Origin of the sequence: Pantoea sp. NSTU24 (genome assembly GCF_050157905.1) — a bacterium.
Classification (GTDB): Bacteria; Pseudomonadota; Gammaproteobacteria; order Enterobacterales; family Enterobacteriaceae; genus Pantoea.
In genome coordinates, this window is the sequence record NZ_JBKIWZ010000001.1 from 3,589,050 (window position 1) to 3,614,367 (window position 25,318).

The window sequence follows — 25,318 nt, forward strand, 5'->3', positions numbered from 1 at the left end:
TCGAGAAACTATGTCTGCCAATCTCAAACTTCATCAGCTGCGCGCCTTCGTTGACGTGGCGCGACAGGGCAGTATCCGGGCCGCGAGCCGTCTTTCCGGGCTGTCGCAACCGGCGTTAACCAAAGCGATTCAGGAACTGGAGCGAGAGCTGGGGGCAAAGCTGTTTAACCGGCGCCAGCAGGGCGTCGTGTTAACCGATATCGGTGATAACTTTTTTCGTCATGCCAGCCTGGTACTGGCAGAGCTGCGGGTCGCCGAAGAGGATATTCAGCAGCGGCTGGGGCTGGGTGGCGGACAGGTGAATATCGGTGTCGGCGGCAGCGTGGCCCGCACCATTATGCCGCAGGTGATAAACCAGTTTCATCGTGAGTATCCGCTGGTGAAGGTGCGCATCGTTGAAGGCCAGCTGGTGTCGATGGTGCATGAACTGCGTCAGGGCGCGCTTGATTTCACGATTAATACTTATGATCAGAGCCATCTCGACCAGGAACTGACGTATGAGCGGATGATGGAACGCGAATACAAAGTGGTGGTCCGCAAAGGTCATCCGCTGGAAAAGGCCCGTTCACTGGCGGCGTTACAGCAGGCGGACTGGACGATGCCAACCCCGAAAGGCAGTTATTACCGCCTGCTGCACGACCTGTTCGGCGAGCGCGGCATGGCACCCAAAATCGTGGTGACCTGCGAAACCTTTATGGCCTGCACCAGCCTGGTCGCGCAGAGCGATTTCATCAGCATTCTCTCGGTCGACGTCATCGACGATCCGATTCTGGGCAAGTCGCTGGTGGCGCTGACGCTCGATGATCCTTTGCCGAAAGCGACTTTCTATCTGATTCAGCGGAAAGAGACGACGCTGACTCCGATGAGCCGTTATATGGCTCAACTCTTCCGCCGGTATTGTCAGTAAAATCAGTGCGTAAAAGCGATCGTCTACACTCTTAAGGTACTGTAAAAATCCAACCGACAAATAGAGGTGAAGATGCAAGTCAGTCCTTATCTGTTTCTCTATGGCCGTTGTGAAGAGGCTATCGACTTTTACCTGCAGGCAACCGGGGGCGAGCTGCTCGGCAAAATGACGTTCGGCGATATGCCGGATCAGGGTGAGCAGGTTGGTGACCAGTCTGCCGCGCCGCAGCCGCCAGAAAAGATCATGCATGCGCAGCTGCGCATTGGTGATGGCGAACTGATGCTGAGCGATGGCGATACCGCGAAGCCGCCAGCGTCTGAGCATGCCGGTTATGCGGTCAGCCTTTCCACCAATGATGTCGAAGAGGGTAAAGCCTGGTTTGAAAAACTGTCAGCAGGCGGCAAGGTGACGACGCCGTGGCAGGAGACCTTCTGGTCAAATGGCTTTGCGATGTTTATCGATAAATTCAACATTCCATGGCGTATCAACGTTGAGAAGTCGCAGGAGTGATTGCCGTGAACGGGTCGTGCTTAACTGCAAGGTCTGTAAACAGATGCGCTGGCCAGGAAGGTTGATTTCCTGCCAGCGCGGCAGCACAACAGGCGGCACGCTGCGCCGCCTGTTGTTATCAGAAGTTATAACCCGCCACCAGGTAGTAACCCCAGCCGGTTGATTTCAACTCAAATGGTCCTGTGCCGAAGTTCACGTCCTCACCATCTGCCCACTGGCCGCCGTTGTGGAAATAACGTGCCACCGCAGAGATATGCCAGTGATCGTAACCCAGTGACAGAATGTGGCTGGAGGCGATGGAGTTGCTGGTGCGTGATGGGCCGGCTTTATCGCGGAGATCGGAACCCCAGTCGAAGTTGGTGAAGCCGACATAGCCCAGATTACCGCCCCAGAGCGTGGTGATGGGCACGAAGTATTTCACCTTGAAGCGATAGCCATCCCAGCTGTTTTCGTTCGCCGCACCGTAGTTTTCCCACTGGTATTTCGCATAAACGTTCAGCGACAGCCCGACATCGCTATGCGTATCGATATCGGTGCCCAGACCCATATACCAGGTATTCTGGCGATTGCCGCTGTTACGGCCCATGTCGTAGATGTAGTTGTTCGCGAAGTACCACTCTTTGAACGGACCAAAGGCCAGGCTGGTGCCGGTCAGCTTATCGATGGAAAAGCGCGGCTCAATTTCCATGAACATCGGTGAACCGTGATCGAACACGCCGTTAGCGTTGCTGTTGCCCACGCCAAAGAAGTTAGGCACGTCGAGGTAGCCGTAAAAATCGAACCACTCTTTCTTCGCAAACGCTTCATATTCCAGATAAACGTCGTTATTGAACTGCGGTCCGAAGCGGGTGTGGTAACTGCCTACCACGTTAACGCTCTGATGCCACCAGTCTGAAACATACTGCGGATCGCTTTCTGCGGCCTGCGCAGCACCGGTCAGTGAACATGCCAGCGCGGCACCTGCTATCAACGTTTTATATTTCATTATCATCAGCCACATGCTTTTGACCGCCACCCAGCAGAGGCAGTCAGAGAGATATCGGTCCCCTGGAGGGGAATAAGAGGTTCAGCAAAAACAGCCGTTTTCAGCCCGCGTAGCGTGCCTGTAACAGTCCGATAGAAAATAGATTTTGCTCACGTTTGTCAAAAAGTGTTGCATTACAATTCAGCGAAATTGTGATTTGCTTCACAATAATGACCAGGATCGAACGGAACCAGGCAACCGTTTACGTTGTCTGGTTCGTGATCAAACGGGCGGGATCAGGGAAGAGTGACGCGAACCTGCAAACCACAAACGGAACCCTGTGGCGTCAGGCAGTTGGAAAGGGCGACCTGCATCTGATATTTCTGTGCGACGTTGCGCACGATCGATAATCCGAGGCCGCTGCCCTGCGCTTTGGCGTCGGGCGAACGGGTAAAACGATCGAATGCGCGGTCAATGAAAGCGTCCGGCATGCCCGTGCCGTTATCAACAATATCGACCACTGTCCTGCCCGCAACCCGATGCAGCAGAACATCTACCAGGCTGCCTTCCGGCGTGTGCAGCATGGCGTTGCCAATCAGGTTGTCGAACAGGCTACGCAGTTCAGAGCGGCTGGCCTGCAGGCGGTACTGCGTGGTGCCGTTAAAGCCGATATCGATGCCGCGTTTATCTGCCACCACCATCAGCTGCTCGATGCTCTCCTTCAGCAGATCTTCCAGTTCAATATGCTCAACGCTGGCGACCACACTCTGGTCATCCTGGCGCGAGACGTTGAGCAACTGTGTAACCAGATGACGGGTGCGCGTGACGCCCGCTTCCAGCTGGCTGAACTGCCGGCTCGCCTCACCGGGCTGAATATGCTGGCGCAGGTTTTCCAGCTGTAGCGTTACGGCGGTCACGGGTGTACGCAGCTCATGGGCGGCATCCTCCAGGAACTGACGCTGGGATGACCAGGCCTCACGCAGCTTGCTCAGCAGCGAGTTATAAGCCGCCACCAGCGGCAGGATCTCATCCGGTAACCCTTCCGGTGAGACGATATGCGGATGATGGGTTTCCTGCGCCGCAATCTGCCGCGACGCGACCTGCAGATCCCGCGTGATCTTCCGGACCACCAGCCAGATCACCAGCAGCGAAAGCGGCATCATCAGGATCATCGGGACGATCGCCGACAGCGCCCGCTTGACCATTGAGGCTTTCATATAGCTGAGATTGTGCATGACCTGAATGGTCTTAATTTCACTGCCAGGCATGCCCGGCCGGGTATAAATACGCCATTCGCAGTCGCCGCAGTGTCCCACATAGACATCACGATAGCCGCGCTGGTTTTGCAGCGGCGCCGCCAGTTCCGGCCATGAGCTGGCCCGCAGCTGGTCCTTTTCGTCCCATAGCTGCACCACGAAGGCGCTTTTCGCCTTATCCGGCGCGATAAGCATTGGCATCAGGGCGGGCATCTGTTTATTGGTGGACCAGGCATCGGCGATTTTCGCCAGCTGATCGTCCTTCATGGTGCCGACCATGTCGCCGTAGCAGCTGAAGAAATACCATGTCACGCCGCCAATCATCAGCAGATGAATAATCAGCAGCGTAGAGAGTAATTTATTGCGTAATGAGCGCATAAACGTGAAGGGTTTCATATTGCCGGCACCCGCCAGCCCAGCCCACGCACGTTACGAATTACATCGTTGTCGAGCTTGCGCCGCATGCCGTGGATCAGCACATCCACGGCGTTGCTGCTGACCTCATCGCCCCAGCCGTAGATACGGTTTTCCAGCTGCTCTCGCGACAGAATCGCGCCAGGCCGTTCCAGCAGCGCGTAGAGCAGGGCATATTCCCGCGCGGTGAGCTGTTCGCGCTGACCTTTATAGAGCACTTCGCGGGTCATCATATCCAGCTGGACATCGCCGCTGCCCAGCACCGAGTCTGCTGCACCGTGGCTGCGTCGGGTGATGGCGCGCATCCGGGCCATGACTTCCTGTAAATCAAAGGGCTTAAGCAGATAGTCATCTGCGCCGCTGTCGAGCCCCTGTATGCGCTGCGCCACCGTGTCGCGTGCGGTCAGAATCAGCACCGGCGTGGCATCGCCGCGCTCGCGCGCCCGGCGCAGTACCTGCAAACCATCATCGCGGGGCAAGCCAAGATCCAGCAGGACACAGCTGTAGCCGCCTTCACTCCAGGCATTCCGGGCATAGACGCCATCGCGAACCCAGTCCACCGACCAGCCCGCGCCCTCCAGCGCCTGCTGAAGGTTCGCGCCGATCATTTCATCATCTTCAACCAGTAACACGCGCATGGCTGATCTCCTCTGCAAAGATGAGAAAGAGTGTACTCATCAATTGTTAGGTCAGAATTATCTGCCGTCCTGCTTCGCGCTGCGGTGGCGTGGGTCGCTTTCTGATTATCTGTCCCTGTGTGTCTTATCATCCTGCCGACTGTTTCCCGTCCTGCCTGGCCGCTGCGAATGTCCTCGTTGCTAATTCTGCGCTAATTTTCCGCTAATTAAGGGATAAATTTAAGGGGGTAAAGTGATTCCACTGCATATCAGTATCAACGGGAGGAACCATGAATCAGCGCGAGTTTATCCGAAGTCTGCTGGACTGGATTGAGAATAACTTAGGACACGATCTGCATCTTGATGAGGTGGCGCGCCGCTCAGGCTATTCGCGCTGGCATCTGCAACGCCTGTTTCGGCAGCATACCGGCTTTTCACTGGCAGAATATATTCGTCAGCGCCGTCTGACGGAGTCTGCGCTCACGCTGCTGAGCAGCAATGAAGCGATACTGCAGGTGGCGATGAACTACGGCTTTGATACGCAACAGGCCTACACCCGCACCTTTAAAAATTACTTTATGATGACACCAGGTCAGTTGCGCCGTCAGCGCCGCGTTGAACCAGACCGGCTGTTGTTCCCCCCGGCGATGGCCAGTTGAAGTTCATTCAGACCTTCCCGTCACCCCTTGCAGACGGGAAGGCCGACCCACGTACCTCCGCCTCTTCGTCCTGCCATTTTTTACCTTTGATCCACCGTGACACCCTCCGGACGTGTTAGCGTGTTGCCAGCCTCTCTTTCTGCCTGGAGTCAGGAAACATGGAAAACGGCGCGAATTTAACCGCCATGCTGGTCTTTGCGCGTGTTGTGGAATTACAGAGTTTCAGTGAAGCGGCCCGCGCGCTGGGCTGGTCCAAATCTCATGTCAGCCGGGAGATTGCCCGGCTGGAACTACGGCTCGGTATCCGGCTGCTGCAGCGCACGACCCGTCGGCTGGCGCTGACCGAGCTGGGCCAGGCGTACTATCCCTACTGTGTGCGAATGCTGGCTGAAGCTCAGCGCGCCGAGGCGTTTGTACAGCAGCTGCATCAGCAGCCTGCGGGTCATCTCCGGCTGCAGGCACCCGTTACGTTCGGCTGTCAGTGTGTGGTCCCGGTGCTGAATCGTTTTCTGCAACGGCATCTGCATATTAACGTTGATCTCGATCTGACCGATCGCAATCACGATCGGCTCGACGATCAGACCGATCTGGCGATTGTGATCCGATCCCGATCGCCGCAGCAGGGCCATTTCAGGATATTGAGTGAGATCGAGTGGGGACTCTATGCGGCGCCTGCGTACCTGTCGCAGCGACCCGCCATCACACATCCGGACATGCTGCCGCGCCACGATCTGCTGCTGTTCCATGGCCCGGCGCACACCGCCGCGTTGCCGTTCCGCCGCGATAAGCAGCGGCTGGCGCTGGATGTGCGTAGCCGGTTTCGCGCCAACAACAGCATGGCGCTGCTGAATGCGGCGCTGGCAGGCAGCGGTATCGCCTATCTGCCTTCCTACATGGCGCAGGAGGCGGTCACGCATGGAGAGATCCAGCAACTGCTGCCGGAGTGGCAGATGGACCGGCTGCAGAGCTATCTGCTGCTGCACGACGCTTATGAACCGGCATCGCCGGTCACGCTGCTCTGCGATGCCCTGGTTGCGGCGCTGAATCCGCGCTGATTGTTGCATGCTGACAACAATCAGCGCCAGAGAGTAACTATCGCGCCAGGACTGTTGTTATCCGTTGCGCTTGGTTAGCCTGTCTCCCTGATCATTCAACGGATATTACTATGCAACAGTTACCCGATACGGCTGAATTTCAGCACTGGAGACGTAACCTCGCGGTCTGCGTCGCCGGCTCCTTTACCACCATCGTAGCGATGACGCTGCTGCTGCCTTTTCTGCCGCTCTATGTGCAGCAACTGGGGGTGGAGCAGCCTGCCGCCATCGCCCGCTGGTCCGGTCTGGCCTACGGTGCAACCTTTTTCAGCGCGGCTCTGACTGCGCCGCTGTGGGGCAGGCTGGCCGATCGTTATGGGCGTAAGCTGATGCTGATACGGGCCAGTCTCGGCATGGCGATTGCCATGTCGCTGATAGGTATGGCGACGGCGCCGTGGCAGCTGGTGGCGCTGCGCCTGCTGGCAGGATTACTGGGTGGCTACGCGTCGGGATCGACCATTCTGGTGGCGGCACAGACGCCAAAAGCACATACCGGCTGGGCGCTGGGGATACTCGCCTCCGGCATTATGGCTGGCAACGTGGTCGGGCCGCTGCTGGGTGGCGTATTACCGCCGCTGGTCGGTATCCGTCAGACGTTCTGGCTGACCGGTGCAGTGATTTTTCTGGCTTTCCTCGCCACCACTTTTTTACTTAAAGAGCTGCCACGGTCTGCTGCGGCTGCGCACGCCGATAAGCCAGAATCGCCCGATGCGCTGCCGGTAAATCGTCAGCTGGTCCGGCTGATGTGGCTCTCCGGTATGTTACTGATCTTTGCCAGCATGTCGATTGAGCCGATCATTACACTCTACGTGGGTGAATTCGTTCAGGGTGACCATCAGATTACGCTGACCGCCGGACTGGTGATGTCCGCTGCGGCGCTGGGTACGGTGCTGGCGGCTCCCCGGCTGGGACGGCTGGCCGATCGCGTGGGCCACTGGCAGGTGCTGACTGGCGGGCTGCTGGTGAGCGGACTGCTGCTGATTCCGCAGGCGTTTATTACTGCGGCCTGGCAACTGGTACTGCTGCGTTTTCTGATGGGGATGGCGCTGGGCGGGCTGATGCCCTGCATCACCGCGATCATCCGTCACAACGTGCCGGCTTCGCAGGTCGGACGAATGCTGGGCTATTCAACATCGGCGCAGTATATCGGTCAGGTCAGCGGTCCGCTGTTCGGCGGGCTGGTGGGCGGGGCATTCGGGATGCGGCCAGTGTTTCTGGCCACCTGCGTGGTGATGCTGTTCTGTGGCTGGCTCAACTGGCGCGCAATGCGTCGCTAGCGCGATCAAAAAAGGCGGACCGGAGTCCGCCTGAATGTCATCACAATGATGTGAATTACTTCTGGTCTGGCAGGGCGTAGGCAATCACATAGTCGCCCAGCTTCGTGCCGAACGAACCGTGGCCGCCTGCTGCGATAACAACGTACTGCTTGCCATTCGCTTCATAGGTCATTGGTGTCGCCTGGCCGCCTGCTGGCAGACGTGCCTGCCATAACAGTTCGCCGGTATCGGTGCTGAACGCACGCAGGTAGTTATCCGCGGTGGCACCGATGAAGAAGACCTTACCTGCCGTGGTGATAGGACCACCCAGCATTGGCATCCCCATTTTGAACGGCAGCGGAACCGGTGCGCTGTCGCGAACGGTACCAATACGCTGTTTCCACACCACGTCGTTGGTCTTCAAATCCACCGCAGAGATGTAACCCCACGAAGGCTGTTTACACGGCAGACCAAACGGAGACAGGAACGGATTCAGCTCGACGCCATAAGGCACGCCATACTGCGGCTGAATACCGGTTTCAGTGCCTGAACCGCCTTCCGCGCCTTTCGGCGGCTCAATCGGGTTGCCCGGACCGCGTGGCACCAGTTTAGAGACAAACGGCAGCGCCATCGGGTTAGCAATTGCGATCTGACGATTAGGATCGACAGCGATGCCGCCCCATTCGAACATACCAAGGTTACCCGGGAAGACCAGGGTGCCCTGCTCAGAAGGTGGGGTGAACGGACCTTCATAGCGCAGGCGCTTGAAGATCACGCGGCACACCAGCTGGTCAAACATCGTTGCGCCCCACATATCCTTGTCCGTCAGGTTCTGTTTCGGACGGAAGGTCAGCTCAGAGTAGGGCTGAGTGGCGGCAACGTGATCGCCTTTCGCAGCACCCTGTGGTACTGGCGTTTCTGGCGCAGGGACAACCGGCTTACCGGTACGACGGTCCAGAACGAAGATGTTACCGGTTTTCGCAGGAGCATAAACCACCGGCACGGTGTTGCCATCTTTGTCTGTAATATCGGCCAGGGTCGGCTGCGACGGCAGGTCCATATCCCACAGGTCGTGATGGACGGTCTGATAAGACCAGACCAGCTTGCCGGTAGTAGCGTTGAGTGCCAGCACGCTGCTCGCATAACGCTCCTGCTCTGGTGTACGGTTACCGCCCCAGATATCCGGTGTGGTCACGCCCATTGGCAGATAAACGGTATCCAGTTTCGGATCGTAAACCGCTGGCGCCCATGAGTTCGGGGAATTCATGGTGAAGGTATGTTCATCCGCCGGAATCGCGTTTGGATCTTTCGCACCCGGATCAAACACCCACAGCAGTTTACCGGTGTTCACGTCAAAGCCACGGATGACGCCTGACGGCTCGCGGGTTGAGAAGTTATCGGTAACTGCACCCGCCATCACGATAGTGGTGTTGGTAATCACCGGCGGTGAGGTCGGTTCATACATACCGGCAGTGGTCACAGGCTGTTTGTGCTGCAGATCCAGCTCGCCATTGACACCAAATGCCGGGCAGCGTTCGCCGGTTTCTGCGTCCAGCGCAAACAGACGGCCATCGTTGACAGGCAGGTAAATACGACGCGAGCAGAGCGCAGGCTGGCTGTTTGCAGCATCAGCGGCAGCCGGCACTTCGTGATAAGAGACACCACGGCAGGTCACGTGCTGGAAGGTAGGGTTAACCTTCATGCCGGGATCGAATTTCCACTTCTGTTTACCCGTTGCCGCATCCAGAGCAAACAGGATCTGGTGTGGCGAGCAGAGGTAAAGTGTGTCGCGGATTTTAATCGGCGTCACTTCGTCGGTGATTTCACCCGGGTCGTTAGGGGTTTTCAGGTCGCCGGTCTGGAACTGCCAGGCAACCTGCAACTCTTTCACATTCTCGTGATTAATCTGCTTCAGCGGCGAGAAACGGGTTCCCTGCTGGTCACGCGCATAAGCAGGCCAGTCAGCATCCGGAATGGTGCTCAGTGGCGCAGCCTGCGGGGCATTATCGGCCGTTTCCGGCACGGAACCATTAATGACCTGTGGATCGTTGAAGACGGCATAAGCCAGGACAAGGACGCTGGCAATCAGCGCGACGGCCATGGTGCCCAGTGCGGCTTTGCTGCCAGCGTTAAAGCTGCGGTAAACAAACGGCAGGATCAGCCAGATACCGAAGATCACCAGCACATCGGTGCGCGGTGCCAGTGCCCAGAAGTCAGTTCCCACTTCCCAGACACCCCAGATCAGGGTACCGATCAGCAGCAGCGCATAGAGAACCAGTGCGGTACTTTTACGACGGGAAAGCAGATAAGCGGTGATAAGCATAACCACACCGCCGAAAACGTAATACCAGGAACCACCAATGGCGGCTAACCAGCCACCGCCAATCAGCATAAACGCACCTGTCAGCACTGCGAACAGTACGGTCAGGAAACGCACTACGCCAAAAGATGAGGAGTTTGTCCCCATAATATCGACCTCGTTTTGTTGCCATAAAACACGCGAAAACAACCAGATAGGCTGTTTTCAGTTATCAAGTACAAATGATTAAAGGTGTTCTTGAGTGTCTCTTCCGTTAAGACAACTGATCCCTTTGTGTTAAATGTTATAGCAAAATCAGATCGAGGTTTGATTTTTTTAGCTCAAAGCGCTTAACAAATGAAGTAATACGACATTTTATGAGGGATTGAAGGACGTTAAGCGCACCGCCGTGTGCCCTTAACGCCGGAAGGCAGAATTTGTGAATCAGCTGCTAATAAGATCGCCATCCGAACGTTGCTGTTGCCAGCCGCTGATATTTATCTCAGTAAACTGCTCAGCCGTTAATGGAGGCGTCTGGCTGCGCACAATGACGTCTGCACCTTTATCCCGGAATGTCGCCATGAAAAAGGGAAAGGTAAATTTTTCATAATTGTCTTTAAAGAACGCTTCGGTTAAAACAATCCCTGAAAAAGGAAAGGATTCCAGCAGTCGCCAGTCTGCGCCTGGCGGCGCGAAATCATAAAGCCAGAAATCAAATTCATCAGTTAATTCAAGCAGTGACGCACTGTGTGCGACTAAGCTGGAATAATTAATGCCAATACGGACGCGCGGGTTCTGTAAATGTGACCAGGCATCCGGCACCGCAATAATTCCCCGCAGCCGAAAATCGTCGACCGGAATAATCATTAAGGCTGCTTCAGTGGCAATTTGATTGTGCAGTGAAATAATGTTGCTTGTATTAAGTATATTACGGCTGTCCTGGTTATGCTGAAGATAAGGCACGCTATAGCAAATGCCGGTGACATTACGCTTAACATGGTGAATAGGTTCAGTAACATAAGGGTTATATAAACTGTTTCTCATTATCTCTATGAAATGCAATAAAAAAAGGGGTGTTAATAATCAATCTTTTAAAAAAGTCGCACTGTTTTAAGCGCGTGAATAAATATAGATCAACTCCTTAAACCAAATCACCTCCTTATTGCGTGAAAATCTGAATTAATTCATTAATCCGGTAACGATTATTCCTTTGGCATCTGATGATGTGCTGGAATATATTCATGGTTCGGGACCAGTAGGCTGATAATAATCAGCGGCGGGCTGAATAGTCTGCTTCGTGAACGGCGCCGCTGATGGCGCCGCAGGCTCACGCGGTCAGGGCGTGCCCGCTGGCTGCAGTGTGTCTGAGATTACCGCCCTCACTTACCACGCCCGTAATACCGCATGAGATGGCGGCTTTACTCACCTGATTTGGAATGAGAGATGAAATTTATGGCATCGGCGACGGAAGAGTCGCTGTGGCAACATCGGGCATTTGTCGCTTTCTGGATAGCACGAACCTGCTCCTCCTTTGGATTCCAGATGTTTTCAGTCGCCATCAGCTGGCAGATCTATGCGCTGACCAACAGTGCGATGGCGCTGGGGATGATTGGTTTAATGCAGTTTCTGCCGTCCGTGTTGCTGGCGTTGCCTGCAGGCCATCTGGCAGACCAGTATGACCGTCGTCGTATCGTCCTGCTGGGACAACTGGTGGAATTTGCTGCACTGCTGGCATTAGTGTTGCTTACCTTATTCCAGACCGCTGACAGAACCGCCTTATGGGGACTGGTATTTATGATCGCGGTGGCAAAGGCGCTGGAGTGGCCTGCGATGTCTTCAATGCTGCCGTCGCTGGTGCCGCCTTCGATTCTGGCGCGTGCGATGGCGATGAATTCCGTGGGCGGGCAGGCTGCGGTCATCGTCGGACCGACGATTGGCGGTTTGCTCTACGTCGCCGGACCCCAGGTGGTCTATGGCGTTTCCGGACTGTTTTATCTGATTTCACTGATTCTGGTGAGTCTGTTGCGTTACGAGCGCCCGGCGCAGAGTCGCCTGCCGATGAATATGAAGAACCTGTTCGCCGGGATTCACTTCATCCGTGAGCGCAAAGATGTGCTCGGGGTCATTTCGCTCGATCTGTTTGCGGTATTACTGGGTGGCGCGACGGCGCTGCTGCCGATTTTTGCCAAAGATATACTGCATACCGGACCGTGGGGGCTGGGGATGTTACGCGGCGCGCCATCGGTAGGCGCGCTGCTGGTCGGCATCTGGCTGAGCCGCCATAAGCTGGAAAAGCATGTCGGGATGATCATGTTCGGATCGGTGGCGGGGTTTGGTCTTGCCACGCTGGTGTTCGCGCTCTCCACACAGCTGTGGTTATCGCTGCTGGCGCTCTGTGCGCTGGGCGGGTTTGATATGGTGAGTATGGTGATCCGGGGGGCGCTGGTGCAGCTGGATACGCCGGATACGATGCGCGGACGGGTCAATGCGGTTAACGCCATCTTCATCAATACGTCGAATCAGCTGGGTGAGTTCGAATCAGGCTTGCTGGCGGCCTGGATGGGGGCGGCCCCGGCGGCGGCGCTGGGCGGCATCGGAACACTGATTGTGGTGGTGCTCTGGATGAAGCTATTTCCCCATCTGCGGCGGCGTCAGACGCTGGAGAATGAGGCGGAGCAGGTTTAGCAGGGCAGGTGGGGGCTGGCAGGGATCAATACGAGTGCTGACCCGGTACAGGCGCAGGTTCCGGGGCGTACAGCACAAAAGTAACTGGTCCGGAGACCAGTTGAGCAGAGAGCCAGTGATACTGCCAGTTCATGCCGGGGTCAGAGGGGAGTCTGACCCACAAGCAGGGGCCATCAGGCCCCGGTTTTTCCCAGGTTGGCGTCAAATGTCTGCCAGCTTTCACGCATATCCACTACGCTGCGGGTTTTACGGGCTTCATCGATTTTGATGGCAGTGAGGCCCGCTTCCAGCGCGTCCACCACTGACACTTTCAGCGGTGTTCCCTGTTTAATATGTTTAACAATTTCTGCGGCCATCAGCGCATCTGCGCCGTAATGGCCATCATAGGCGTTGCCGCTGTAAGCCGTATCGACCTCTTTTGCGCCGCTACGGGCATTGTGTACGCGGAAGTAGTTGCGAACGAAATCGCCCTCCGCCATGCCATCGGTGCCCATCACGCAGAAACGGCGGAACTCATCCGGCACGTTCAGGTTGGCGTGGAAGGCGAGCGTCGCGCCGCCTTCGTATTCGATCAGAGCGGTCTGGTAATCCACAATATCGGCATCGCTGTTGAACACCGCATCAGTACTGGACCAGCCGCTGGGTTTCTCATGATAGATGGCGGAATCAGGCGTGACAGCGCCCTGAGGAGCATGCGCGGGTGTGAAGGATTTGCGGCCACCGAAGCTGGCGACACGGCTCGGGCGCTGCTGCAGCAGGCCCTGATAAAGATCGATGTCGTGACAGCACTTTTCCAGAATATAGGGGCCGGCATACTTTTCCAGCCGTCGCCAGTCGCGCTGGAAGAAAGCACCGTGATAAGGCTTGATGTGCTCTGTTGCCTCAATAGAGGTGATCTCGCCCAGCTGTCCGGCGTCGCGTGCCGCCAGCAGATCGTGATAAAGCGGTGAATAGCGCAGCACCAGACCGACCAGGATACGTGCCTCACCATACTCGCGCACCAGCTTCGCCATCGCCATGGTCTGCTCTTCATTGATCACCACCGGCTTTTCGGTAAAAACCGTATAACCGGCTGCCAGCGCCTGACCGACATGCTCCAGATGCAGAAAGTTGGGTGAACCCACCAGCACCACATCCATTCCACCCTGTTCCAGCAGGGCATTGATGGAGTCAAAGGCCTGACCCGGTGCAATGCCAAAACTGTGCAGATTAGGCAGTCCGGCGGGGGCCGGATCGTAATAGCCCACAACCGAAAAGGTGTCGTCGGCCTTGCTGAACTCTTTAATCACGTGGGACAGACGAAAGCCGAGACCGATAATGCCTACTTTCATGTTAAACCCCTGCTTCTGAAATCGGATGATACCTGGCCTGCCAGTAAACGGCGTGGCTGTTGATAATCTGACCATCAACTTATTACGGCGGAAAAACTAATGTCAATAACATGCTGTGCATTTTGTGAAGGGCTTTTTTGTTAAATATATGTAAGATAAGGCAAATGTCACAATATATTTTTGCCATATTTATTTGTGATTGCGATTTAAGTTTTTTTATCCTATCGTTCGCTCATTATGGCTATAACCCTTACTCAGGGAAGGAATCGCGTGCAACCACACTATCTTCTTGGCATTGATGGCGGCGGTACACAGTGTCGCGCGCGGTTAACCGATCTGCAGGGGCATCTGCTGGCCGAAGCCACGGGCGGTCCTGCCAACGTCTGGTCAGCCTATGACGCAGCCCTGGCCAGCGTCGACCAGCTGATCGGCCTCGTTTTTTTACAGGCAGGATTGACCCCAGGCGCGCTGGCACAGACCGCGCTGGTCGCTGGCTTAGCCGGTGCCAACGTCGCCTCAGTGCAAAAACGGCTTGTCAGCTGGCAGCCCGCCTGCGCAGCGTTACAGGTGGTCAGCGATGTGGAGATTGCCTGTGCGGGTGCCCACGCGGGCGCGCCTGGTGCCGTCTTTATCATCGGCACTGGCAGTCAGGGTGCCGCCTGGGATGGCGAACGCTTTACGCTGCTTGGCGGCTGGGGGTTTGCCCTGTCGGATCAGGGGGCAGGGGCAGAGCTGGGCCGTCGTGCATTGCGTATGGCACTGCTGGCGCATGAGTCGATCATTCCGCCCGGCCCACTCACCCGTCAGCTGATGGCGCAGTTCAGCGACAGCCCGGAAACCATGCTGCTCTGGACGCGCTCCGCCACCCCAGCGGACTGGGCCCGCGTGGTGCCGCAGATCTTTGCAGCAGCCAACGCGGGCGATCGTCATGCACAGGATCTGCTGCGGCAGACCGCCGCCGATATCGGCCTGATGGTCCGCCGTCTGACTGCCCTGAGCAGCGGACCGGTGGCACTGATGGGCGGAATCGCCACCCCGATCCAGCCCTGGCTGGATGAGGCGACTCAGGCGCAGCTGGTGACGCCGCAGGGTGATGCCCTGAGTGGCGCGCTGATACTGGCCCGGCAGCTGACGCCTGTCCGATTACCGATCTGACGCTGGCTCATCACTTTCAGCCCGCTAACCCGAGGAATTTATGACCGCTCCCAACGTAACCGCACGCATACTGCGGTTGATTGTTGAAAATGCGCCGATTAGCCAGTCGGACCTGAAAGTTCGCAGCGGGCTGAGCATGTCCACCGTGTCACAGGCAACGAATCGCCTGCTGGCACAGGAGATTGTACAGGAGCTGGGGTTGCGCCGCGTCTCAATGGGACGACCAAAAACGCTGCTGGGACTGAATGCCGATCGCGCCAGTGTGATTGGCATTCAGCTCAATGCCGAACGCAACCTGATCGTAATGACCGATCTCAGCGGCAACCTGCTTGGCGAGCAGCAGATGCCAAAAGGCCCACTGACGCCGCGTCAGCTCGGCGATGCGCTGGCAAAGTTCCTGCGCGGTGTGGAGGAAAAGCGGGTCGGTGCGATCGGCCTTGCCCTGTCGGGTCTGGTCGATGCCGAAAATGGCTACTGCATCCGTTCCAAGGTGCTCGACTGGGACAACGTGCCGATTGCGCAGCTGCTGGAAACGCGTTTTTCTCTGCCGGTGTTTATTGAAAATGATGCCAATGCGATGGCGATGGCGGCGATGGTTTTTGGTCAGCTCGGTAATGCGCAGTCAGCGGTGATCGCCACCTACGGTAAAGGGATCGGGGCAGGGATCATTCTTAACCGTCAGCTCTACCGCGGGCGTCACGGCAAGGCCGGCGAGATTGGCAATGGGCGGGTGGCAGACGGTTCGCTGCGGCTGCTGGAGGATGTCGCCTCATCGCGCGCCATTCTGCAACGGCTGGCGGAGCCGGAGCCGGATGAGGGCGTCACGCTACAGGCGCTGGATCAGCGGCCCACACCCGACGTGCTGGCGGTGCTGGAAGAGGCCGGTCGCGAGCTGGGTATTTCGCTGGCGAACCTGTCGGTGGCCTACGATCCGGATGTCGTATATCTGGCGATGGAGCCGCACATGGCGTCGCGCATCCTGCTCGACCACATTACCCAGAGTTTCCAGGCCTACCGGCTGAAACTGACACCGCACATGACGCCGTTGCAGTTCCTGACAGAATCGAACCGGATGTGGGCGCTGGGCGCGGCTGGCTTTGCGGTTAACCGGCTGCTGGATCTGCTGGCGGCGCAGGCCGATGAAGAACCGGTTACCTGAGTAACCCCGCAATAAAAAACGGGCGCCGCGGCGCCCGTTTTTTTGTTTCTGCGCTTCCTTTAGCGCAGACGCATGCCCTGCTCATCAAACAGCAGACAATGCGCGGCGGAAAAGCCCAGTTCAACCTGCGTGCCCAGATCGCGCGGTGTCGCGTCACGCTCCTCTACCACCAGCATCTGCTCACGTCCGATATCCAGGTAGAGATAGTTGGTGTGGCCCAGCATCTCACCATAGGCCAGCTCACCACTAAAATGCACGGTGTCCGGCGTCCGGGCGGCAGGCTGGAAGTGCTCGGGACGAATGCCCAGCGTCACGGTCTGTCCTTCGCGACAGTCAGCGGCGATATTCAGGGTCAGTGCCTCGATCTTCAGCGCCGGCACCCGCAGCTGCACCTTACCCGCGCCCGTGGCGCTGATTTCCGCCTGCAGAAAGTTCATCTTAGGCGAGCCGATAAAACCGGCAACAAACAGATTATCCGGATCGTGATAGAGCGTCAGCGGCGCGCCAGCCTGCTCAATGCGGCCCTGACGCAGCACCACAATCCGGTCAGCCAGCGTCATAGCTTCCAGCTGATCGTGAGTCACATAAATCATGGTGTTGCCGAGCGAGGCGTGCAGGCGGGCGATCTCAATCCGCATCTGCAAACGCAGTTCAGCATCCAGGTTAGAGAGCGGCTCATCGAACAGGAAAATCCGGGGATGACGGATAATCGCCCGGCCAATGGCGACACGCTGTCGCTGTCCGCCTGACAGCGCGCGCGGCAGGCGGTCAAGCAGTTCAGTGAGGTGCAGGCGGGCGGCTGTCTGTGCAATCGCCTGGTTAATTTCAGCTTTTGACTTTTTCATGACCTCCAGCGGGTAAGCCAGATTACCGCGCACCGTCATGTTGGGGTAGAGCGCATACGACTGAAACACCATGGCAATACCGCGTTCAGTGGCGGGCTGCTGCGTCATATCCTGTTCATCAATCAGTAACTGACCGCTGCTGATCTCCTCCAGCCCGGCGATCATCCGCAGCAGCGTGGATTTGCCACAGCCGGATGGCCCGACAAACACCACAAATTCACCGCTGTTTATCGTCAGATCGATGCCATGAATGACGTTCACATGTTCATAGGATTTCTTCACATTCTGCAGGCGCAGGCTGGTCATCGGCTACCTCACTCAGAGTAACTGGCCCATGTAGATGGCATTGCTGCGCAGGATTGGGGTAAACCCCATGCGCTGATAAAAGGCACAGACCTGCTCATTCTGCAGGCTGACCCCCAGATGAACACCGGTTACGCCGGCAGCACGCAGGGCCGCCAGCTCATGCTCAATCATCCGTCGCCCCCAGCCCCCTTTCTGGGCCGCGGGCAGCAGGTTGATATGCAGATGCGCGGGCCACTGCGTGACCAGGTTTTCTGCGGCCTGGTCGGGATGGCGGATGGCATCGAGAATTTTGCTGTCGAGCGGGGCGCTGGCGTCGCGGTCGCGATATTTTGTCTGCAGCTCAGGCCACCATTCGGTCGCCAGCCGCGCTTCAAATGCGCGGGTATCGGGTGCCGCGACCACATAGCCCTGCACCTCGCCCTCCTGCTCCAGCACAAAGGCAAAATCCGGCGCAAATCGCGCGTAGGGCACGGCAAAACGCTGGCCGGGATAATCGGGATCGGAGTAGAGCGCACGGGCATCGCCGCCCGCATCGGCTGTTTCCAGGCAGATGCGGTAGAGCGCCGGAAAGTCCGCTGGTGTGGCCGGACGGATGACACCTTGATTCGCCATGGTGAATTCTCGTGAGTGAGTGAACCGGTCAGCGCGTCAACCGCTTCGCAGATGAAAGTTACGTTAATAAAAGCGGACTTAGTTTTCAAGATAGAATAATTACCTTATCGCACTAACCCGGCCGGTTCGGCAATATTTACCGGCAGCGGGATGCACAACTGTGATCGTCAGCACGCCCGCTACAGGGCGGCTGGCAGCAGTTGCACGACCAGAGAAAAGAGAAAAGTGTGAGCGTGATAGGATTTTCGTATGTTTTATCAGAACGTTATTTTGCGATTATCGTCCACGTATCTTCTGCCGGATAACCGGAAGCAGGCGGGACGCTGCGCCAGGTGATGGGCGCAGACGCAGTGCACCCTGCTGAATTTTCCAGGCTTTTGTTGTTTATTTGCGCGTGCTCACAGCGTTGCAATTCCCCGGGCGGGCTGTTTGACTTTATTTTTTCATTAAAGTAAGTATGAGTGAGTGCGTTTGTGTGCGGCTGCAGCCTGCAGGATGTCAGGCGGTGAGATGAAGGGATGCCGACCCTGGTCTGAAGAAGGTGAGCATAATGTCTGTTTCCTCCGTTCGTTCGTTCCGAATTCGCAATGTGGGTCGGCTGCTGGCCGCAAGCCTGCTGGCGGGCAGCGTCTCGCATGTTGCCCACGCCGCAGTCACCCTGAATGAGTGGGATATCTATAACTATCCGCAGCAGACGGCCGCGGTAGATGAAGGGATTAAAGAATTTTCGCAGCAGAATCCCGGCATCGTGATTAACCGCTCGGTACACTCCTTCGAAGATACCCGCATTCCGCTCAAGCTGGCGCTGACCGCCGGTGATGGCCCGCAGATCGCCCAGGTGAACCAGGGCGGTGGCGATATGGGCTCGCTGGTAAAAGATAAGCTGCTGCTGCCGCTCGACAGTTACGCCACCAGCAACGGCTGGACCACCCGCTTCCCGGACTCGATTCTGAAACGAAACCGCTGGTCAGACAGCGGCGAGTTCGGCAGCGGTAAGCTCTACGGCATCGCCAGTCTGGGCGAAATGGTGGGGCTCTATTACAACAAAGCATTGCTGGACAAGGCGGGTATCGCGGTGCCGAAAACGCTGGCCGAGCTGGAGAGCGCGATGGCGAAGCTGAAACAGCAGGGCACTGCCCCGATGATGCTGGGGCTGCTGGATGGCAATATGGGCCAGCAGCTGCTCAGTACGCTGTGGCAGGCGCAGATTGAGAGCCACGACCGCAAGATGCTGGATAACCTGATTTACGATGTGGGCGGCACCTTCAAAGACAGCAAGCTGGTGAATGCGGCAACCATGATGAAGAGCTGGACCGACAAAGGTTATTTCTTCCCGGGTTTCCAGGGCATCGGGCATGACGATGCAGCGACCCTGTTCCAGAACGGCCAGGCGGCCTTCCTGGTCAGTGGCACCTGGTATCTCGGCCAGTTTAAAGACAATAAAGATATTCACTTCGCCGCGATGCCTGCCGGTGAGGGCGTGAAACAGCCACTGATGGTGGGCGGAACCGATCTGGCGTTCTCCATCACCAGCACCGCTAAAGGCAAAGATCAGCAGGATGGCGCGGCGAAGTTCATCAACTATATGGTTTCCGATGCGATGGCGGATCGCTGGCTGAAAGTGGGCTTCCTGCCGGCCAGCACCAACAAAGCGGCTAAAATGCCAGCGGATAACCCGCTGCTGGCGGAGGCCTATCAGGTCTGGCTGACGCTCAACGACTACGACGGTCTGGGCCACTACGTCGACTGGGCGACGCCGACCATGAACGCCGAACTGAACCAGAACGTCCAGCTGCTGCTGGCGGGCCGTCAGACCGCCGATCAGATGGTGGTCAACTTTGATAACAACTATCAGCGTTACCTCAAAACCCTGAAGCACTAAGCCGGTGGCCCGGCGAACCGCCGGGCCTGAGCATCGTTCTGAACCACGGGTAAGGTTATGTTGAATTTAAGCGGCTGGCGTAATTTTCTCTATGTTCTGCCTGCGGTGCTGGTTTATGCGGTGTTTCTGCTGTTCCCGCTGCTGGCGTCGCTCGGCATCAGTTTCACCGAGTGGGATGGCACCTCGCTGCCGGTGTTCAGCGGCATCAGCAACTATCTGCGGATGTTCAGCGACCCGGTATTCTGGATCGCACTGGGTAACAACGCCATCCTGATGCTGTTTTATACCCTGCTGCCGATTGGCGTTGGCCTGCTGCTCTGCAGCTTTCTGTATGAAACGCGTAACAACAGCGAACGCAGCGTACTGCGCATTCTTTTTTTCCTGCCCTACATCATGCCAATGGCGGTGCTGGGCGTGGTATGGCGCTGGCTCTACAACCCGGCGTTTGGGCCGATCGATCAGATCCTCCGCGCGATAGGGCTGCCGCAGCTGGCGCTCTCCTGGCTGGGAGATTTTACCTGGGCACTGCCTGCCGTGGGTCTGGTCGCCACCTGGTACTTCTTCGGCTTCTGTCTGGTGTTGTTTATGGCGGGCCTGCAGCGCATGGATCCCTCGCTGCTGGAAGCCGCCGACCTGGATGGCTCATCGCGTCGCCAGAAGTTTATGCGGATTACGCTGCCCGGCCTGCGGCCTGAGCTGAGGATTGCGCTGCTGCTGACGGTGATCGCCAGCCTGAAAGCCTTCGATCTGGTCTATGTGATGACGCAGGGTGGGCCAGGCACCTCGACCATGGTGACCAACATCTTTATGTACAAGCAGGGTTTTGACCTGCACTATTTTGGCTACGCCTCGTCGGTAGCAGTATTCAGCATGGTCATTGTTTTAGGCATTAACTATCTGATCCATCTGGCCTTAAAGGAGCGTTACTGATGCGAAGCACGCCGGTCATTTCACGCGCGCTGATCTGGATTGTGGCGCTGATGACGATTCTGCCGTTTCTGATGGCGCTGATGACCTCGTTCAAAACCCAGATGGAGCTGTTTCAGGGAGTCTTCACGCTGCCCGCCTCGCTGAATTTTAAAAACTATCTGACCGCATGGCAGCAGGGACATTTCAACGTTTACTTTCTTAACTCGGTGCTGGTGGTGATCCCGGTGGTGCTGTTCAGCGTGCTGCTGGGGATCCTGGCCGGATTTGGTTTTGCCTGGCTGAAGATTCCGGGCAAAAAAGTGATTGCCGCCATGCTGGCGCTGGGCATGGTGCTGCCGAGTGAAGCCTTTATCATTCCGCTCTATCACGAACTGCGCTGGATGGGGCTGACCAACACCTATCTGGCGCTGATTCTGCCGCAGATTGCGCTGTCACTGCCCTTTACCACGCTGATGATCGCCAGTGCATTTCAGCAGGTGCCCAAAGAGCTGGTGGAAGCGGCCGTTATGGATGGGGCGTCGCGGGTCAGAATCCTGTGGGGCATTCTGGTGCCAGCCATCTGGCCGACCCTGTCGACACTCGGGCTGCTGCTGTTTATCTGGACCTGGAACGAGTTCCTGATCCCGCTGATTCTGGTCAACAAAGATGAACTGCGCACGCTGCCAATTGGCATGATGTTTTTCCAGAACAAAAACACCATCGACATTCCGGTGCTGATGGCCGGTGCAATGATTGTGATTATGCCGCTGATCGTGGTGTTCCTGATTTTCCAGCGCAAATTTATCAGCGGTGTCACCGAAGGTGCCGTGAAGTAATCGTCGATAGCCCGCACAAAACGGCGCACTGGCGGCCAGACGAAGGTTTGCCGCGCCGCAGCGTGCTGTTATTCCTCCTCAACCTGTGGGAGACGCATGATGCACCTTTCCCTTGCTGATTTTCATCCAGTCGCCGATGGCGAAACCGCCGATACCGGGGTGCTGCAACGCGCTCTGGATCAGATTGCTGCGGCGGGAGGCGGGCGTCTGACCCTGCCAGCCGGGCGCTATTGCTCTGGCTGCCTGACCCTGCCCTCTGATTTTGAGCTGCACCTGGAAGCAGGCGCGGAGCTGATCGCCAGTCACCGGCTGACGGACTATCAGGCCGTGCAGACGCTGAGCTGTGCGGAGAAGTCGCATAACGTCCTGCTCTATGCGCTGGGCCAGCGCAATATCACCATCAGCGGCAGCGGGCGCATTGATGGCAAGGGTGAAGCCTGGTTTGCCGCTGAGCGTGATGAGCAGGGCTACCGCCTGCCGCGCGTCGATCGGCCCCGAATGATTGTGTTTGAAGATTGCGAACAGGTGACACTAAAGGCGTTTACCCTCGTACAGGCGCCGATGTGGACGGTGCATCTGGTGAGCTGTCGCCATGTGCATATCGACCATCTCACGATCGACAACAGCATGACGATGCCCAACACCGATGCGCTGGATATCGACAGCTGTGAAGCGGTGTTTGTGAGTAACAGCTACTTCAGCGCCGCCGATGATGCGATTTGTATTAAAACCACCTGCAAGCCCACGGCACTGCGGCGTCCGGCCCGGCAGATTATGATCACTAACTGCCTGCTGCGCAGCTACAGCTGCGCGTTTAAAATCGGCACGGAGACCTGGAACGATATCGAAGATGTCACGGTGACCGGCTGCACGCTGTTCGATTCCAACCGTGGAATCGGCATCCTGTCACGCGACGGCGGAGCGATACGGCGTCTGCAGTTCAGCAATCTGACCTTTACCTGCCACCATGCACCGCCCTGTCACTGGGGCAAAGCCGATCCGCTGCACATTTCTGTTCGCAGCCGCGATCCGGCAATCCCGCCCGGCATCGTCGAGCTGGTGCAGTTCAGTAACCTGACCGGCGTGGCGGAAGGCGCAATTAATCTGCATGCGGCAAAGCCGGGCTGGATACGCGATGTGGCGATCAGCCAGCTTCAGATGCGGCAGACGCTGTCGCCGATGGCCCAGGGCCAGTATGACATTCGGCCGCCCTGTAATCCGGACGCCCCGACCGGCATGGGCCTGGACAACGCCTACAAACTGGATCCGACAACCGGCGAAGCCTTCGGTGTGGAGCCCTATCCCGGCGGGTTGCCCGGTCTGTTCGCGCGTGGCGTGGTGAATCTGCAACTGCACCACCTGACAATCCACCGACCCGCGCCGTTACCGGCTGGCTGGCATCCTGATTCGGTCGTGCAGCTCCCCGTGTGACTCACAGTGCCGCGGCGATGGCGGCCCCCAGCGCTTCTGTGGTGGCGCTGCCACCGAGATCGCGTGTGAGATGCTGACCTGCCGCCAGCGTGCGTTCAATCGCGTTCAGCACGGCATCGCCCGCCGCTTTGTAACCAAGGTGTTCCAGCATCATCGCCCCGCACCAGATCTGCCCGACAGGATTGGCGATACCTTTTCCGGCGATGTCGGGCGCGGAACCGTGCACGGGTTCAAACAGGCTGGGGAACAGACCTTCCGGGTTGATATTGGCCGAAGGCGCGATGCCGATAGTGCCGGTGCAGGCCGGGCCGAGATCGGAGAGGATATCGCCGAACAGGTTGCTGGCGACCACCACATCGAACCAGTCCGGGTGCAGCACGAAGTTAGCGGTAAGAATATCGATGTGATACTTATCGACGCGCACCGCCGGGAACTGGCTGGCCATCGCCTCAACGCGGCTGTCCCAGTAAGGCATGGTGATGGCGATACCGTTGGACTTGGTGGCGGAGGTCAGGTGCTTTTTTGGCCGACTCTGCGCCAGCTGATAAGCAAACTTCAGGATGCGGTCGACGCCGGTGCGCGTCATGACCGTCTCCTGAATAACCACTTCACGATCGGTACCAGGGAACATCGTCCCGCCGACACTGGAGTATTCGCCTTCGGTATTTTCGCGCACCACGTAGAAGTCAATATCGCCAGGCTGGCGGTTCGCCAGGGGGGCTTTTACGCCAGGCATCAGCCGGACCGGACGCAGATTGACATACTGATCAAACTCACGCCTGAACTGCAGCAACGAACCCCACAGCGACACATGATCGGGCACCACCTCAGGCCAGCCGACGGCACCAAAATAGATCGCATCAAAGGCTTTTAGCTGCGGAAACCAGTCGTCAGGCAGCATTTTACCGTGCTGCTGCCAGTAGTCGGCGCTGGCATAATCGAACCACTCCCAGCGCAGAGGGATGTTAAATTTTTCTGCTGCCGCATTCATCACGCGCACGCCTTCCGGCATCACCTCTTTGCCGATGCCGTCGCCAGGGATTACGGCAATACGGTGTATTTTGTCAGTCACAGGGCACCTTTCCGGTTGATGTTCGAATTGTGTACGCAGTATAACTGTTGCTTCCGGGGAGATAATGAGTCTGGAACGCAACCCAGTGTTGAATAAAAGTAGAGAATCCCGCACCTCGTCAGATGATCTCGCCTTCTTTGTCCGGCTGGCCGCGCTGGATAGTCTGACGGCGGCGGCGCACGAACTGGGCCTGTCGCTGGCGGCGGTCAGTAAACGTCTGAGCCAGCTGGAGCAGCGCCTCGGCGTGCAGCTGCTGCGCCGCACCACGCGACGGCTGGAACTGACGGCGGAAGGCCGCCGTTATCTGGCGGGCGCCCGACCGCTGCTGGAGCAGCTGGCTGCGCTGGAGGAAGCCGTCAGCGGAGAAACCGCTCAGTTACGCGGCACACTGAACATCAACGCCTCATTCGGCTTTGGCCGTCGCCATATTGCGCCCTGTGTATCGGCTTTTGCCGCACTGCATCCGCAGCTCTCGCTGTCACTGCAGCTCAGCAGTCAGTCACTGAACTTTCCGGATGCGAATATGGATATTGATATTCGCGTCGGCGAACCGCCCGATTCACGGCTGGTGGCGCGCAGACTGCGAACCAATCCGCGTATTCTCTGCTGCTCGCCTGCCTATGCTGCCCGGCACGGTCTGCCTGCCACCGTGCGCGATCTTGCGCAGCACAACTGCATTTTACTGCGCCAGCACGACAGCGATTTTACCCTGTGGCGGCTGAACTGCGGCGATCAGAGCATCACGCAGAAAGTGCGCGGTAGCCTGATCACTAACGATGGCGAAGTAGCGATGCGCCTGGCGATGGACGGACATGGCATTCTGCTGCGTTCCTGGTGGGATGCGCAGCACAGTCTGGCATCGGGCGAACTGCTGCCGGTGTTACCCGACTGGCAGGCGCCGGATGGGGATATTTTTGCTGTCTGGCAGGCGCAGCGTCAGCTTCCGGCACGGATTTCCGCCTTTGTCGCCTTTCTGCAACAGCATCTTCAATCAATTGCGTAGTCAGTTATGCCTGCTCCTCTTTCAGCGGTGCTGAGCACGTTATATACCGCATAATGCTGATTTGCGCGTTCGGGCAGGCTGATGCGTTTACACAATTTTCGCTGATGCGTATGATT

At 57.4% G+C, this 25,318-nt stretch carries 22 protein-coding genes; 13 read left to right on the top strand and 9 right to left on the bottom strand.

The features are described from left to right. The first annotated feature begins 10 nt into the window (after positions 1-10). The gene (locus ACLHDD_RS17005) at positions 11-907 is read left to right on the top strand and encodes a LysR family transcriptional regulator (protein WP_427104997.1); all 897 of its coding nucleotides are present in this window, start codon (positions 11-13) and stop codon (positions 905-907) included. A gap of 72 nt (positions 908-979) precedes the next feature. Then, entirely contained in the window at positions 980-1,417 is a 438-nt protein-coding gene (gene yjdN / locus ACLHDD_RS17010) for a VOC family metalloprotein YjdN (protein WP_427104998.1), read from the top strand. A 118-nt stretch (positions 1,418-1,535) separates the two neighbouring features. On the opposite strand, the gene ACLHDD_RS17015 is transcribed toward yjdN, so the two are convergent. From ACLHDD_RS17015 to ACLHDD_RS17025, 3 genes are all read right to left on the bottom strand, one after another. Further along, complete coding sequence (locus ACLHDD_RS17015; protein ID WP_427104999.1) at positions 1,536-2,402, bottom strand: nucleoside-specific channel-forming protein Tsx; 867 nt, start codon at positions 2,400-2,402, stop codon at positions 1,536-1,538. Positions 2,403-2,677: 275 nt separating this feature from the next. Then, positions 2,678-4,033, bottom strand: a complete 1,356-nt coding sequence (locus tag ACLHDD_RS17020; protein WP_427105000.1) for a sensor histidine kinase — start codon at positions 4,031-4,033, stop codon at positions 2,678-2,680. Then, positions 4,030-4,689 carry a response regulator gene (locus ACLHDD_RS17025; RefSeq protein ID WP_427105001.1) on the bottom strand — a complete coding sequence of 220 codons (660 nt, stop codon included), beginning with the start codon at positions 4,687-4,689 and terminating at the stop codon, positions 4,030-4,032. Before ACLHDD_RS17025 ends, ACLHDD_RS17020 begins: the two co-directional genes overlap by 4 nt. Positions 4,690-4,958: 269 nt before the next feature. Here ACLHDD_RS17025 and ACLHDD_RS17030 point away from each other — a divergent pair, with 269 nt between their 5' ends. The 3 genes from ACLHDD_RS17030 to ACLHDD_RS17040 all read left to right on the top strand — a co-directional run bounded on the left by ACLHDD_RS17030 (position 4,959) and on the right by ACLHDD_RS17040 (position 7,698). Next, entirely contained in the window at positions 4,959-5,327 is a 369-nt protein-coding gene (locus ACLHDD_RS17030; protein WP_427105002.1) for a helix-turn-helix domain-containing protein, read from the top strand. 158 nt (positions 5,328-5,485) lie between these two features. Continuing rightward, on the top strand, positions 5,486-6,382 hold the full coding sequence (locus tag ACLHDD_RS17035; RefSeq protein ID WP_427105003.1) for a LysR family transcriptional regulator: 897 nt from the start codon (positions 5,486-5,488) through the stop codon (positions 6,380-6,382). Between the two features lie 110 nt (positions 6,383-6,492). Next, entirely contained in the window at positions 6,493-7,698 is a 1,206-nt protein-coding gene (locus ACLHDD_RS17040; RefSeq protein WP_427105004.1) for an MFS transporter, read from the top strand. A gap of 55 nt (positions 7,699-7,753) precedes the next feature. On the opposite strand, the gene ACLHDD_RS17045 is transcribed toward ACLHDD_RS17040, so the two are convergent. Together ACLHDD_RS17045 and ACLHDD_RS17050 are read right to left on the bottom strand one after the other, a co-directional pair. Further along, positions 7,754-10,144, bottom strand: coding sequence for a glucose/quinate/shikimate family membrane-bound PQQ-dependent dehydrogenase (locus ACLHDD_RS17045; RefSeq protein ID WP_427105005.1), 2,391 nt, complete (start codon positions 10,142-10,144; stop codon positions 7,754-7,756). Between the two features lie 276 nt (positions 10,145-10,420). Further along, on the bottom strand, positions 10,421-11,020 hold the full coding sequence (locus ACLHDD_RS17050; protein WP_427105006.1) for a hypothetical protein: 600 nt from the start codon (positions 11,018-11,020) through the stop codon (positions 10,421-10,423). 399 nt (positions 11,021-11,419) lie between these two features. Between ACLHDD_RS17050 and ACLHDD_RS17055 the strand changes: the two genes are divergently transcribed. Further along, the gene (locus tag ACLHDD_RS17055) at positions 11,420-12,661 is read left to right on the top strand and encodes an MFS transporter (protein WP_427105007.1); all 1,242 of its coding nucleotides are present in this window, start codon (positions 11,420-11,422) and stop codon (positions 12,659-12,661) included. 173 nt (positions 12,662-12,834) lie between these two features. Here ACLHDD_RS17055 and ACLHDD_RS17060 read toward each other — a convergent pair whose 3' ends face one another. Continuing rightward, positions 12,835-13,992: a Gfo/Idh/MocA family protein gene (locus ACLHDD_RS17060; RefSeq protein ID WP_427105008.1), complete on the bottom strand. Its 1,158-nt coding sequence runs from the start codon at positions 13,990-13,992 to the stop codon at positions 12,835-12,837. A gap of 270 nt (positions 13,993-14,262) precedes the next feature. Between ACLHDD_RS17060 and ACLHDD_RS17065 the strand changes: the two genes are divergently transcribed. Both ACLHDD_RS17065 and ACLHDD_RS17070 read left to right on the top strand, forming a co-directional pair. Next, the gene (locus ACLHDD_RS17065; protein WP_427105009.1) at positions 14,263-15,147 is read left to right on the top strand and encodes a BadF/BadG/BcrA/BcrD ATPase family protein; all 885 of its coding nucleotides are present in this window, start codon (positions 14,263-14,265) and stop codon (positions 15,145-15,147) included. 40 nt (positions 15,148-15,187) lie between these two features. Next, a complete protein-coding gene (locus ACLHDD_RS17070) occupies positions 15,188-16,306 on the top strand; it encodes an ROK family transcriptional regulator (protein ID WP_427105010.1) in 1,119 nt (372 codons plus the stop codon). A gap of 59 nt (positions 16,307-16,365) precedes the next feature. Here the strand turns inward: ACLHDD_RS17070 and ACLHDD_RS17075 are convergent, their stop codons facing one another. Beyond that, entirely contained in the window at positions 16,366-17,457 is a 1,092-nt protein-coding gene (locus ACLHDD_RS17075; protein WP_427105011.1) for an ABC transporter ATP-binding protein, read from the bottom strand. Between the two features lie 12 nt (positions 17,458-17,469). Continuing rightward, the gene (locus tag ACLHDD_RS17080) at positions 17,470-18,069 is read right to left on the bottom strand and encodes an N-acetyltransferase family protein (protein ID WP_427105012.1); all 600 of its coding nucleotides are present in this window, start codon (positions 18,067-18,069) and stop codon (positions 17,470-17,472) included. Positions 18,070-18,619: 550 nt separating this feature from the next. Here ACLHDD_RS17080 and ACLHDD_RS17085 point away from each other — a divergent pair. From ACLHDD_RS17085 to ACLHDD_RS17100, 4 genes are all read left to right on the top strand, one after another. Then, entirely contained in the window at positions 18,620-19,951 is a 1,332-nt protein-coding gene (locus tag ACLHDD_RS17085; protein ID WP_427105013.1) for an extracellular solute-binding protein, read from the top strand. A gap of 57 nt (positions 19,952-20,008) precedes the next feature. After that, positions 20,009-20,881, top strand: a complete 873-nt coding sequence (locus ACLHDD_RS17090) for a carbohydrate ABC transporter permease (protein ID WP_427105014.1) — start codon at positions 20,009-20,011, stop codon at positions 20,879-20,881. Further along, complete coding sequence (locus tag ACLHDD_RS17095) at positions 20,881-21,696, top strand: carbohydrate ABC transporter permease (protein WP_427105015.1); 816 nt, start codon at positions 20,881-20,883, stop codon at positions 21,694-21,696. The genes ACLHDD_RS17090 and ACLHDD_RS17095 overlap by 1 nt, the downstream gene beginning before the upstream one ends. Positions 21,697-21,795: 99 nt before the next feature. Continuing rightward, positions 21,796-23,127 (top strand): glycoside hydrolase family 28 protein, encoded by a 1,332-nt coding sequence (locus tag ACLHDD_RS17100; protein WP_427105228.1) that lies wholly within the window; start codon positions 21,796-21,798, stop codon positions 23,125-23,127. 1 nt (position 23,128) lies between these two features. Here the strand turns inward: ACLHDD_RS17100 and ACLHDD_RS17105 are convergent, their stop codons facing one another. Beyond that, entirely contained in the window at positions 23,129-24,199 is a 1,071-nt protein-coding gene (locus tag ACLHDD_RS17105) for a tartrate dehydrogenase (RefSeq protein ID WP_427105016.1), read from the bottom strand. A gap of 64 nt (positions 24,200-24,263) precedes the next feature. On the opposite strand from ACLHDD_RS17105, the gene ACLHDD_RS17110 reads away from it, so the two are divergent. After that, positions 24,264-25,202 carry a LysR family transcriptional regulator gene (locus tag ACLHDD_RS17110; protein WP_427105017.1) on the top strand — a complete coding sequence of 313 codons (939 nt, stop codon included), beginning with the start codon at positions 24,264-24,266 and terminating at the stop codon, positions 25,200-25,202. The last annotated feature ends 116 nt before the right edge of the window (positions 25,203-25,318 follow it).